The following is a 12316-nucleotide window of genomic DNA, read 5'->3' as shown; positions in this document are numbered from 1 at the left end:
CCAATCAGAATGGCAAGATCGCGTTGATGTATGCGTCGCGGGCAATGAGCTCCGCGGCGACCCGTTCACAGAATTCAAAAATCGGCCCCGCAAAAATAGTCAGGGCAATGCCCGCTACCACCAGCGACCCGGTGGCATAGCGCATGCCCCAGGGCAGGGACGCAGCTTCCAATTCCCGAGCCAGCTTCAGGCCCAGGCCAGGGTTCTGCGCTCCACCAGCCGCGGTTTCGGCCGCCACCTGAGCTGCTTCATCCACCAGCTCCTGGTTCGGCACCTCGGCATCGGCGGCGCGGCGCCAGAAGATGCGGGCCCAGACACGAATGATCGCCAGCAACGTCAACAGGCTGGTCAGCAGGCCCGCGCCCACCACCACCCAGGTCAGCGGGTCAGCATCCTGCACGGCGGCATGGAGCAATCCGAACTTGCCCAGGAAACCGGAGAACGGAGGAATGCCGCCGAGATTGATCGCGGGAATGAAGAAGAGCAGGGACAGGGCCGGGGAAAGCTTGGCCAACGAGCCCAGCTTGGTGACATTTGAGCTTCCGGCACGGCGTTCTATCAGGCCAGCGACCATGAACAGCGAGGTCTGGACGATGATGTGGTGGCCCACGTAGTAGATGGTCGCCGCAATGGCCAGCGGTCCCCCGACAGCCACGCCGAAAATCAGGTATCCGATGTGGCTAGTGAGGGTGAAGGAGAGCATGCGCTTGAAGTCCGTCTGCGCCAGCGCGCCAAGAATACCGATCACCATGGTCAGCGCCGCCACCACCAGCAGCCCGGCGTTCACTGCGCCCCCCGGGAAAATCAGTGTCTCGGTGCGCACGATTGCGTAGACGCCCACTTTGGTCAGCAAACCGGCGAACACCGCGGTCACCGGTGCAGGTGCCGTCGGGTAGGAGTCCGGAAGCCACAGGGACAGCGGGAATACTGCCGCTTTAATGCCGAAGGCAATCAGCAGCAGCACATGCAAAATCAATTGCGGGCCCTGATCCAGTTCGGGCAGCTTCACGGCCAGGTCGGCCATATTCACCGTGCCGGTCGCCGCATAGGTCATGGCGATGGCCATCAGGAAGATCACCGAGGACACCACTGAAACCACCACGTAGGTGGTACCGGCTCGGATGCGTTCGGCAGTTCCGCCCAGGGTCAGCAGCACGTAGCTGGCGGTCAGCAGGATTTCGAACCCGACGTACAGGTTGAACAGGTCGGCGGCCAGGAAGGCGTTGGACACTCCGGCGAGCAGGATCAGGTAGGCCGGATGGAAAACCGACACCGGTCCGGGCTCGTCGCCGTCGGCCAGGCCCTGGCTGGTGGCGAAGAAGAGCACGGCCAGCGAGACCAGGGTGGAAATCAGCAGCATGAAGGAGCTGAAGCCATCGACCATCAGCGCGATGCCAAAGGGCGACTCCCAGCCGCCGATGTGGATGGCGTAGCTTTCGCCTCCCCATACCGCGGCCAGCATGCCCGCTTCCAGAACGAGGGTCAAGCAGAGGATCCCGATGGTGATCAACCGCTGGGTGCGCACCTGCCGCCGGGCCAAGAACGCTGCCCCGGCGCCGATGATCGGCAAGACCACGGCCAGGGGTGCTAGATCCAGAAAATTCACTCTTCCCCCTCGCGCACTGGGCGGCCCTCTTCATCAACGAATTCGGTCGTATCCTCTGCCACCGGCGAGTCTTCCTCTTCGTCGTATGCGGTCTTCTGCGAGACCTTGATATCTTCGGTGTCGTCGGCCAATTCATCGGCGCTGGTCAACGTCCAGGAACGGTAGATCATGGCCAGCAGGAAGGCGGTGACCGCGAAGGTGATCACGATGGCCGTGAGGATCAGCGCTTGCGGCAACGGGTCTGAATACTCCTCGGCAGCCAATCCGGATTGGAACAGCGGAGCCACTCCGCGCCGGCCGCCGCTGGTGAGGATGAGCAGGTTGATGCCGTTGCCCAGCAGCATGATGCCCAGCAACACGCGGGTCAGTGTGCGTTCAAGGACCAGATAGAATCCGGCCGCCAGCAGCACTCCGGTAATCACGAGGAAGGTGATGTTCACACTCATCGTCCAACTCCTGTCCGTGATGCTTCAACAAAGTCGTGGCGATCCACCGGGCTTCGTCCTTCGGAGAGCGAATCGATCTCGCTGCCCAGCGAACGCAAGACATCCTGCACCAGGCCCAGCACCACCAGATAGACGCCGATATCGAAGATGGTGGAGGTGACAAATTTGTGGTCGCCGAAGAACCAGAATTCCATGGCATAGGTGGTAAAAATTTCATCGCCCATCAGCAGCGGCACAATTCCGGACAGCCCGGCCAGCGCAATACCGCCACCGATCAGCATGCCCGGGGCGATCCGCATGGACTCGGAGAGCTCGATGCGTCCTCCGGCCAGGTAGCGGATGGTTAATGCCAGTCCTGCGATCAGCCCGCCGGCAAAACCGCCACCTGGCGTATTGTGCCCGGTGAGCAACGTGTAGACCGAGAGGATCAGCACCGAGTGGAACATCAGGCGGGTGACCACTTCAAAAATGATGGAGCGCCGTTCGGCGACCAGCGTGCTTCCTGCCATCAGCCAGTCCTGGTTGCCGCTGGAGGCGAAACGCCTTGCAATGCGCAGTTCCACTTCCTTGGAGTCCTTGCCGCCCATGGCTTCGGAACCCGAATCGATGCTTCCCGGGGCAACCTCGTGGGCACGCACCCGGCTGCCGAAGCTGCGTCCGGCGAAGATCAGCGACGCCACGCCGGTGGCAGCTGCCGCCAGCACGGTGATTTCCCCGAAAGTGTCCCACACGCGCATATCCACCAGGGCAACATTCACAATGTTCTTGCCGTAGCCCTGGTTGTAGGCCAATTCCGGCCAGGCCAGCGAGATGCTGGCTTCTTGGCGGGCACCCATCATGGCGATGGCAATGTAAATGACCATCACCGCCAGGGCAATCGCCATCAGGGCGCGGCCCCACTTGATCCGGACCACCCCGCCCCACAAGCGCTTGGGCAGGGCGCGCAGGGCGAGCACGAAGGAAACCAGCACGATGGTTTCCACCAGCAGCTGGGTCAGCGCCAGATCCGGTGCCCCTTGCAGCGCAAAAATTGCCACCATGCCATAGCCGGTAACCGAGACCATCAGCACCGCCATGAAGCGCTTCGGGGCGATGATTGCCACCACGGCGCCGGCGATGATAATCGCGCCGATCAGCAGCTGGGCAGGATGATCGGCAACAATCCAGTTTTCCGGCCATGGCGTGGACACGGTCAGGGCGATGCCCAGCGGAAGCACCAGCACCACGCCCAGGATCACTCCCAGGTAGAAGGACAACGAACCACGCTGGGTGCGACCGGTGATCCAAATTGCCGCCATGTCCAAGGCGTTCACCGACATGCGGTAGATTTCTTCGGCCGAGACCGTCATCCGGCGCAGTGGTGCACCGGTATCGGTTCGCCGGCGGATCCAGTAGAAGGCCAGGCCCAAGCTCGCCGACAGCGCGCTCAGCCCGAGGGCAGCATTAAAACCGGCAAACGGCAGCAGGTGCATCTTGCCTGGTCCGCCCTGGGCCTGAGACCACTGCAGCATCAGCGGTTCCACCAGCTGCGGGTAGACGCCAAGGACGAGCGTCAGCGCCGAAAGCACCAGCAGCGGTGCCAAGAAAATGAGGGTGGGCGCCTTGCAGATCAGCGCAGGCACCGAATACTTCTTCACCCCGAAAGCCCCAAAGAAGAAACGCAGCGAATAGCCCATCGTCAATCCGGCGCCCAGCACCAGTCCGATCAGCGCGATCATGCCCCACGGGGTATCAAGGTGCAATGCTGACTCGTAGACTGCTTCCTTGGCGACGAACCCGAAGAGCAGCGGGATTCCGGCCATCGAAGCAGCCGCGATCCCGGCGGTGGCCGTGAGGATTGGCATGGCACGGCGCAGCCCGCTGAGCTTTCGAATATCACGGGTACCGGTGTTGTGGTCGATGATGCCCACGCTGAGGAAGAGGGTCGCCTTGAACAGCCCGTGTGCCAAGGTCATGGCCAGCGCGGCGAAGGCGGCTTCCGGGGTGCCGAAGCCGAATATCGCAATGATGAATCCGAGCTGCGAGACGGTGCCAAAGGCCAAAATCAGTTTGAGGTCGTATTGCTTGAGCGCACGGAAGCCGCCGATCAGCATAGTCGCAATGCCGATGCCCACCGTCATCGGCGCCCAGAGGTTGGTGTCGGCAAAGCCCGGTGCCAGCCGGGCGATGAGGTAGACGCCGGCCTTCACCATCGCGGCAGCGTGCAGATAGGCGGAGACCGGGGTTGGCGCGGCCATGGCGCCGGGCAGCCAGAAGTGGAAGGGCACCAGCGCCGACTTGGAAATGGCTCCCACGATGATCAGGGCCACTGCCACGTCGGTGTAGCTGCCCAAGGCGACCAGTTGGTCTGAAGAAGCGATAATCTCGGAAAGCTGGTAGCTTCCGGCCTTGGCACCGATCATCAAGATGCCGGCGAGCATCACCAGCCCGCCCAGGGTCGTGACAATCAGCGCATTCATCGCCGAACGGCGGGCCGTGATCAGGGCCTGGTTAAAACCAATCAGCAGGTACGACAGGACACTGGTGATTTCCCAGAAGATGAACATGATGATCACGTCGTCCGCGGTGACCAGGCCGGTCATTGCTCCGGCGAAGGCGACCATCTTGGCGGCGAATCCACCGATTTGCGGGTCATCGTTCTTGAAATAGCGGGCGCAGTAGAACAGCACCAGCGCGCCGACGCCGAGAATCAGCAGCAGGATCGTGGCCGCTAGCGAATCCAGCCGGAAGTTCAATCCGATATTCAGTCCGGGAATCCACTGAATGCCAATGGACGGTGGTGCGTTCGGCGCACCATTGGCCAAGGACTCATCGGCGGCGAGCACCCCCGGAAGCTGAGTCAAGAGCCAGGCGAATCCCGCTGCCGGGACGACCGCCACCACATAAAAGGCATTTCGTTTCAGCGCCCGGAATAGCATCGGGCACAAGAAAGCGGTCACAAACAACGCAGCGAGAATTACTAGCACGTGTCTCCTCTGTCGTCTGGCGGATGGGCAGAGTGCGATGACCACGAAAAATAGTCTGCACCTGTAATTTTATCAGCCGGCCACTGCCCGATTCCGTGGGATGTGCCGCTGGCGGCATATTTTCTGCTGTTTCCGCGATCAGCTGATTTTGGGCTTTTACACAGGAACGCCTAATTTCTGTGCGGGGTTCACCAACGGTTCTCATGCAACGGGTACGATTCGACCATGTCAATCAATCAGCCGATGTCGAGGCCAGTGAGCGAGAAATGGCTCAACAAGTACACCTTGGCATGGGCAAGCTGGGACTGGGGCCAGGCCGCCATCAACGCGGTCATGATCACCTTCGTATTCACGGTGTACCTGACCAGCGATCTTTTTGGCGACAAGGACCATGCCTCCCTGGTGCTCTCCCAGGCACTGACCCTCGGCGGCCTGGCCATCGCCTTTTTGGTGCCCGTCACCGGGTTGCGCGCTGATGCCGCAGGCCGGCGCAAACTATGGATTGTGGTCAATACGCTGATCCTCGTTGCAATTTGCGCCGCCTGTTTCTTCGTCTACCCGAATCCGGCGTTCTTATGGTTCGGGGCCATCCTTATCGCGTTGATGTCGGTGGTCAGCGAGTTTGCCGGGGTGAACTACAACGCCGCGCTCAACCAGATCTCCACCAAGGCCACCGTCGGCAAGGTATCAGGATTCGGCTGGGGCATGGGCTACGTTGGCGGAATTCTCGCCTTGGCACTCGTGCTCTTCGGATTCGTTGAACCGATCGTCCAGTGGCCTGGGGCTTCCAGCGAAAACTCGCTGAATCTGCGATTGATCGCTCTCTTCTCAGCGGGCTGGTGCCTGGTCTTTGCCCTGCCGCTGTTTTTCATCATCCCCGAATCCCCACCAGCCAGTGCAGTCAAAATCCCGCTCAAGGATTCCTACAAGGTGCTGTTTGCGACCATCAGGAACTTGTGGAGCAGCGACCGCAACCTGCTCTTCTTCCTCTGCTCATCCGCAGTCTTCCGCGATGGCCTCGCCGCGATCTTCACCTTTGGCGGCGTCATCGCTGCAGGAACGTTCGGCTTCGCCCCTTCGGAAGTCATCATCTTCGCCATTGCCGGCAATCTGGTCGCGGCCCTTGGAGCAGTATTGGGCGGCCGGCTCGACGACACGCTGGGGCCGAAGAAGGTCATCTGTGGTTCGCTGGCAGGACTGCTGATTGCCGGCGCCGGGGTTTTCCTATCTTCCGGGGCCAGCGGCTTCTGGATCTTCGGTTTGCTGTTATGCCTGTTCGTCGGTCCTGCCCAATCCGCTTCGCGGTCCTACCTTTCCCGGCTGGTCCCCGCCGGGCGCGAAGGTGAGCTCTTCGGCCTCTACGCTACGACCGGGCGAGCGGTGTCCTTCTTGGCACCCGGGCTTTTCGGGTTGTCCATTGCCTTGGCCACCCCATTCGTCGCTTCGGGGAGCGCCCAGCGTTTTGGCATCCTGGGCATCCTCGTGGTCCTGGCTCTCGGCCTGCTTCTGTTGTTGCCGATTCGATCTCCACGTAGTCCAGATGCCTAGGCAATTGCTGCCTTGAGGCAGATAGCACAATGGATCGGCCCCGCAGGGGCCGATCCATTAATGTGATTAGCTTTCGATGTTCGTGCGATGGAAGTTCAGGTGGCTGCGCGACGCCGTGGGGCCACGCTGGCCCTGGTAGCGGTTTCCATAGGGGCCAGAACCATAGGGGTGCTCGGTGGCTGAGGTCAGCTTGAAGAAGCACAGCTGGCCGATCTTCGATCCCGGCCAGAGCTTGATTGGCAAGGTGGCCATATTCGAAAGTTCCAAGGTGACGTGGCCCGAGAAGCCAGGATCAATGAAACCTGCTGTGGAGTGGGTCAGCAATCCGAGACGGCCGAGGGAGCTCTTGCCTTCCAACCGCGCAGCGATGGAGTGCCCGAGGGTCACTACTTCGTAAGTCGAGCCAAGTACAAATTCGCCGGGGTGCAGAATGAAAGGCTCGTCCGGGTCAACCTCGACCAAACGGGTGAGCTCATCTTGTTCCACCGATGGATCGATGTGCGCATATTTGTGGTTGTCGAAGAGCCGGAAGAACCGGTCAATACGAACGTCCACTGATGCGGGCTGGACCATATTCGGTTCAAAGGGCTCAAGCCCAATCTCCCCGGACGCTATTTCTCGACGAATGTCACCATCTGAATACAACACGCTTTCAAATTTATCGTGAGAATGCCCAATCGTTGAACTCATCGAAGAAATATGTAGGTTTTCTTGTTTGGAATGGATCGCTGATCCACGGAAAGTCATCATTTGTTCACCGCGGCCGTGACGCAATTCCCATTACTTCCCCAGCAATTCCAGCTATCGTGGGATTGGGGTTTGCCCCTTCATCATCACTTCGCAACACAGGGGTTCATCACATCATGCGTCTAGCCTCCGCGCTGACCAGCTCCGTTCTTTCCGCGGCACTGCTGCTCTGTGCAGTTCCGGCTGCGCTGGCCGCGCCAGCCGAAGACCTGCCTGCCGTTGAAAGCTCCCAGCTTTCAGATGCGTCGAGCATGCTGGCCCTTATCAATCCGACCACCAAGCTGTCGCCTGAGGATTACACCCCGGCCAACCTGGTGAGTGTTGGCGGCACCGGGCTGACCTTGCGCCCCGAAGCCGCAGAAGCCGTCGAGGACCTCATCGCTGATGCCCGAGCTGCCGGGCACTCCATCAAGCTGCTCAGTGCCTACCGCTCATATCAACGCCAAGCTTCGCTGTTCAGCCAATATCAAGCGAAGTACGGGACGGCTTATGCTGAACGCATTTCGGCACGCCCCGGAACCAGCGAGCACCAGCTCGGGTTGGCAGCAGACCTGGGATACGCCAACAGCCGGGCTGAGCTGAAGGAAGAATTCGGCCAAACTCCCGCAGGCATCTGGATTGCGGAGCATGCCGAGGATTATGGCTTGATCATCCGCTACCCGCAGGGCAAAGAAGAGATCACCGGCTACAAATATGAGCCATGGCATGTGCGCTACATCGGCAAGGACCATGCCAAGGCCTTGGCTGAATCTGGCGCACAGACCTATGAAGACTACATTCAGATGCTCAGAAAGTCGCTGGAAGCACCCAAGGAAGAAGCCGACTCGAAAAAAGCCGACAAGGAATCCGACAAGGACGCCCAGAAGGTTGGACACGGCGTGATGAAGGAAGACGACCTTCTGGTCCTGCGCTTCTTGCCGCCCTACCGTGACTGGGGCTTCGGCTTCACTGAAAAATAAGGCTGTCTAAAAGAACGCTGCAATACCCAGAAACACTGCGGTCGGAATCAACGAGGCTGCCAGCGCGATGCCCCAGTGCAAGTACTTGCCGCTGGTTTTCTGGCAGGCGCCTGCGCGCTTCCTGCGGTAGATCAAGTTCACGTTGGACAGCACCCAGACCATGGTTCCGATGGCCAGGGGCGGACCGAGCACTACTTGAACAGGCAAGAACGAGTGGGCCTCATAGAGGTCCCGAGCTGCCCTCCCCCACGTGGTCAGCGGGTCGGCAAGCACCATGAGGCTCAGCATCCAATAGTAGATAATTCCGGGGATGCCCAGCAGCACATTCACGACCAGTAGCCGTCTCACAGTCCTGCCCTTCATCCCGGTAATGCATCCAGCGCATGCGAAGCACCATGAATTCTACCGAAGCAGCCCCCGGTATTCAGGCTTTTATCCCCCGCCGCCGCCTGTGCATCGGCTAGGAATTGCACAGGGACTGCCAGCGGTTGCGATAACCGCTGGCAGTCCCTGTCTAGAACGCCGAAATCTACTTTGCGCGTACCGGGATGCCGGTGAAGGTCGGCTTCAAGGTCTCGGCAAAGAAGTCCTCGCCCTTGTCGTCAACGACGATGAAGGCTGGGAAGTCCTCGACTTCGATCTTCCAGATGGCTTCCATGCCCAATTCCTCGTATTCGAGGATTTCGACCTTCTTGATGCAATCCTGGGCCAGGCGTGCGGCCGGGCCGCCAATGGAACCAAGGTAGAAGCCGCCGTGGGTGTTGCACGCATCGGTGACCTGCTTGGAACGGTTGCCCTTGGCCAACATGACCATCGAGCCGCCGGCTGCCTGGAACTGGTCCACATAGGAATCCATGCGCCCTGCCGTGGTCGGGCCGAAGGAGCCCGAAGGCATGCCTTCCGGGGTCTTCGCCGGGCCTGCGTAGTAGACCGGGTGGTCCTTGAGGTACTGCGGCATCTCTTCGCCGGCGTCCAGGCGTTCCTTGATCTTGGCGTGCGCGATATCGCGGGCCACCACCAATGGGCCGGTCAGCGACAGGCGGGTCTTGACCGGGAACTTGGTCAGCTCGGCCAGGATCTCATCCATTGGCTTGTTCAGGTCGATCTTCACCACGGAGCTGCCACCGGTGCCGGTGACGCCGTCGGTTTCATCGTCGTGTGCGGCCAGGGCCGGGTGGTTTTCTTCTGGCATGAAGCGGGCTGGATCGGTTTCCAGCTGCTCCACGAACAGGCCCTCTTCGGTGATCTTGGCCAGCATCTGGCGATCAGCCGAGCAGGATACTGCGATGGCCACTGGCATCGAAGCACCGTGGCGAGGCAGGCGCACCACGCGCACGTCGTGGCAGAAGTACTTGCCGCCGAACTGCGCGCCGATGCCGAAGTGGCGGGTCAATTCGAGGACCTTTTCTTCCAGCTCGGTGTCGCGGAAACCGCGGCCGGTCATCGCCCCTTCGGTAGGCAGCGAGTCCAGGTACTTGGCCGAACCGTACTTTGCGGTCTTCAGCGCCATTTCGGCACTGGTGCCGCCGATGACGATGGACAGGTGGTACGGAGGGCAGGCAGCGGTGCCCAGCGAGCGCAGCTTCTCATCGAGGAACTTCAGCATCGAGTTCTCGTTGAGGATCGCCTTGGTCTCCTGGTACAAGAAGGACTTGTTGGCCGATCCGCCGCCCTTGGCCATGAACAGGAACTTGTAGCTGGTGTCAGCGCCGTCCTTGGTGTTTGCGTACAGGTCGATCTGCGCCGGGAGGTTGTTGCCGGTGGCCTTCTCTTCCCAGGTGGTGATCGGCGCCAGCTGCGAGTAGCGCAGGTTCAGCTTGGTGTAGGCGTTGTAGATGCCGCGCGAGAGCGAGATCTCATCCTGCTCTTCGGACAGGACGCGCTGTCCGCGCTTGCCCATCACGATCGCGGTGCCGGTGTCCTGGCACATCGGCAGGATGCCGCCGGCTGCGATGTTGGCATTCTTCAGCAGGTCCAGTGCAACGAACTTGTCGTTCGGGCTGGCTTCCTCATCGTCGAGGATGTTGCGCAGCTGCTGCAGGTGGGCCGGGCGCAGGTAGTGGGAGATGTCGTGCAGTGCGGTTTCGGCCAGCTGCTCCAAGGCATCTGGTGCGACCTTGAGGAAATTTTTTCCATCCGGGCCGGCGACGACCTCGACGCCTTCGGAGGAAATCTTGCGGTATGGGGTTGTATCTTCGCCAATAGGCAGAAGATCCTCATAACGGAATTCAGGCATGCTCTGTCCTTGATTCAATCGTGGATGCTCATCTGCCATTTTAGGCCTTTACCCCGATTTTCCCGCATTCGCCGTTTGCACCTGAGGCTTTATCGCGACATGCTGGAGTACATGAGCACCGAGAACACCCCAGCTGCGCACGATGGCCAGAATCCGGCACAAATCCCGGATGCGATCATCCAGACGCCTATGGACCAGCACCGTGCCAAGCCTAAAACGCACTTCGAAATGATGCTGCAGGCCGGTCTTAACAAACCTGAGTTGTCCGGTTCCGTCATTGGCGCCTTCATGAGCGCCGAGGTGTACTTCCTCTCCCGCGAAGAGGTCACCGAAGAGAACAAGAACGCCCAGCCGATGTTGCTGACCAACCCGACCGGCGAGGCCGTGGTGGCGTTGTTCACCACCCTGGAACGCATTCCCTCCAGCTACATCGACCAAGCGCCATTTGGCGTTAAGGTCCAAGGCGCCACCGTGGTGCGCGCACTGGAGAACACCGGATTCGTGGTGAACCCGGGCGATGAACTGAGCTTCGAGGTACCCGCAGATGGCGTGGCTATTTTGCAGCAGCAGCTGCTGAAGCAGAAATCCGAAGACCAAGCGTAACTTTCCGCACGATTATTCGCGCCGTTTACCGGCCGATCGAATTCGTGGGATATGCTGATTGTTGCCCGAGCCGTCATTAGGCCGCTCGGTGCACCTGCGGGCGTAGCTCAATGGTAGAGCGCTAGCTTCCCAAGCTCGATACGCGGGTTCGATTCCCGTCGCCCGCTCGCACTGACGTCGGGGTACCACCAGGTGCCCCGACGTTTTCGTTTTACCAGGCCAACGCCCAAGGAGCATGATGACCGGAGTCCTCGAAGGCTTCTCCATCATCTGGGTGGTGATCGCCGTTGGATATCTGGTTGGGCGCACCGGGGTGCTCGGCGAACAAGGTCGCAATGTCCTGAGCCGGGTCACCTTCTTCATCGCCAGCCCCGCCCTGTTGTTCACCACCTTGGCCGAGTCCGATCCCGTCGCCGTGCTGGGCCCGTTGTTGTGGGTGGCCGCCATCTCCGCTGCGCTCACGGCCGTGGTGTACTACCTGGCGACGGCGCGCTGGCTGAAGCGCTCAGCTTCGGAGCGGATCATTGCCGCGATGTCCGCGTCCACGGTGAACTCGGCCAACCTCGGGCTGCCGATCGCCCTCTATGTCCTTGGCGATGCGTCTTTTGCCGCACCCATCATCTTGTTCCAGCTGGCACTGTACCAGCCGATCAATTTGGCGATGCTGGATGCCACCACCTCGCGCCACCGCACCACGCCGCTGGCACTGCTGGTGGCCACGGCGAAGAACCCGATGATCATCGGCTCCATGCTTGGCCTCGTCGTCGCGCTGACCGGCTTCAGACCGCCCTCGATCGTGCTTGAACCGATCGATCTGATTGCCGGCGCCTCGATTCCGTGCATGCTGATGGCCTTCGGCATTTCGCTTGTGGGGTCCAGGCCGCTGGAGAAGAAGTCCGGCCGACGCGCTGATGTGCTCATCGCAACGGCAGCAAAACTGGTTATCCACCCGGCGCTGGCCTGGGTGCTGGCCTATCTGGCCTTCGGGCTGCGCGGAGAAATGCTGGTCGCTTCGGTGATCATGGCCGGACTGCCTACCGCGCAAAATATCTTCGTGACCGCCTCGCGCTACAACCACGGGGTGATCGTGGCCAAGGATACGGTGCTCATCACGACCATCTGCGCGATACCGCTGATGATGTTGCTGGCCGTCATGCTGGGAATTTAGTGTAACTTTTGAGCTTCGGAATAAGCGGATGTCTCTA

10 protein-coding genes and 1 tRNA gene are annotated in these 12316 nt (G+C 60.5%); 5 read left to right on the top strand and 6 right to left on the bottom strand.

Annotation, left to right across the window (positions count from 1 at the left end; genetic code table 11):
* Window positions 1–4 precede the first annotated feature (4 nt).
* From ACT7DV_RS10570 to ACT7DV_RS10560, 3 genes are read right to left on the bottom strand one after another with little or no spacing between them, the layout of a single operon-like run.
* A complete protein-coding gene (locus ACT7DV_RS10570; RefSeq protein WP_444662422.1) occupies window positions 5–1606 on the bottom strand; it encodes a Na+/H+ antiporter subunit D in 1602 nt (533 codons plus the stop codon).
* Window positions 1603–2052, bottom strand: a complete 450-nt coding sequence (locus ACT7DV_RS10565; RefSeq protein ID WP_022874324.1) for a Na(+)/H(+) antiporter subunit C — start codon at window positions 2050–2052, stop codon at window positions 1603–1605. Before ACT7DV_RS10565 ends, ACT7DV_RS10570 begins: the two co-directional genes overlap by 4 nt.
* The gene (locus ACT7DV_RS10560) at window positions 2049–5018 is read right to left on the bottom strand and encodes a Na+/H+ antiporter subunit A (protein ID WP_444662419.1); all 2970 of its coding nucleotides are present in this window, start codon (window positions 5016–5018) and stop codon (window positions 2049–2051) included. Before ACT7DV_RS10560 ends, ACT7DV_RS10565 begins: the two co-directional genes overlap by 4 nt.
* Before the next feature lie 225 nt (window positions 5019–5243).
* Here ACT7DV_RS10560 and ACT7DV_RS10555 point away from each other — a divergent pair, with 225 nt between their 5' ends.
* Window positions 5244–6566, top strand: a complete 1323-nt coding sequence (locus ACT7DV_RS10555; protein ID WP_444662417.1) for an MFS transporter — start codon at window positions 5244–5246, stop codon at window positions 6564–6566.
* A gap of 66 nt (window positions 6567–6632) precedes the next feature.
* Here the strand turns inward: ACT7DV_RS10555 and dcd are convergent, their stop codons facing one another.
* Window positions 6633–7214: a dCTP deaminase gene (dcd, locus tag ACT7DV_RS10550; protein ID WP_060702404.1), complete on the bottom strand. Its 582-nt coding sequence runs from the start codon at window positions 7212–7214 to the stop codon at window positions 6633–6635.
* Window positions 7215–7429: 215 nt separating this feature from the next.
* Here dcd and ACT7DV_RS10545 point away from each other — a divergent pair, with 215 nt between their 5' ends.
* On the top strand, window positions 7430–8272 hold the full coding sequence (locus ACT7DV_RS10545; RefSeq protein WP_444662415.1) for a M15 family metallopeptidase: 843 nt from the start codon (window positions 7430–7432) through the stop codon (window positions 8270–8272).
* A 6-nt stretch (window positions 8273–8278) separates the two neighbouring features.
* Here ACT7DV_RS10545 and ACT7DV_RS10540 read toward each other — a convergent pair whose 3' ends face one another.
* A complete protein-coding gene (locus ACT7DV_RS10540) occupies window positions 8279–8620 on the bottom strand; it encodes a hypothetical protein (RefSeq protein ID WP_444662414.1) in 342 nt (113 codons plus the stop codon).
* A 181-nt stretch (window positions 8621–8801) separates the two neighbouring features.
* Entirely contained in the window at window positions 8802–10508 is a 1707-nt protein-coding gene (locus ACT7DV_RS10535) for a fumarate hydratase (RefSeq protein ID WP_060702407.1), read from the bottom strand.
* Window positions 10509–10619: 111 nt separating this feature from the next.
* On the opposite strand from ACT7DV_RS10535, the gene ACT7DV_RS10530 reads away from it, so the two are divergent.
* The 3 genes from ACT7DV_RS10530 (at window position 10620) to ACT7DV_RS10520 (ending at window position 12279) form a co-directional block, all read left to right on the top strand.
* A complete protein-coding gene (locus tag ACT7DV_RS10530; protein WP_444662412.1) occupies window positions 10620–11111 on the top strand; it encodes an SseB family protein in 492 nt (163 codons plus the stop codon).
* Window positions 11112–11207: 96 nt separating this feature from the next.
* Window positions 11208–11278 (top strand) — tRNA-Gly (locus ACT7DV_RS10525).
* 71 nt (window positions 11279–11349) lie between these two features.
* Window positions 11350–12279 (top strand): AEC family transporter, encoded by a 930-nt coding sequence (locus ACT7DV_RS10520; protein ID WP_444664832.1) that lies wholly within the window; start codon window positions 11350–11352, stop codon window positions 12277–12279.
* Window positions 12280–12316: the final 37 nt, after the last annotated feature.

Source organism: Glutamicibacter sp. TV12E, from assembly GCF_052441935.1.
GTDB lineage: Bacteria > Actinomycetota > Actinomycetes > Actinomycetales > Micrococcaceae > Glutamicibacter.
The sequence above is the reverse complement of the archived record's forward strand: the minus strand, read 5'-3'. Positions and strand labels throughout refer to the sequence as shown.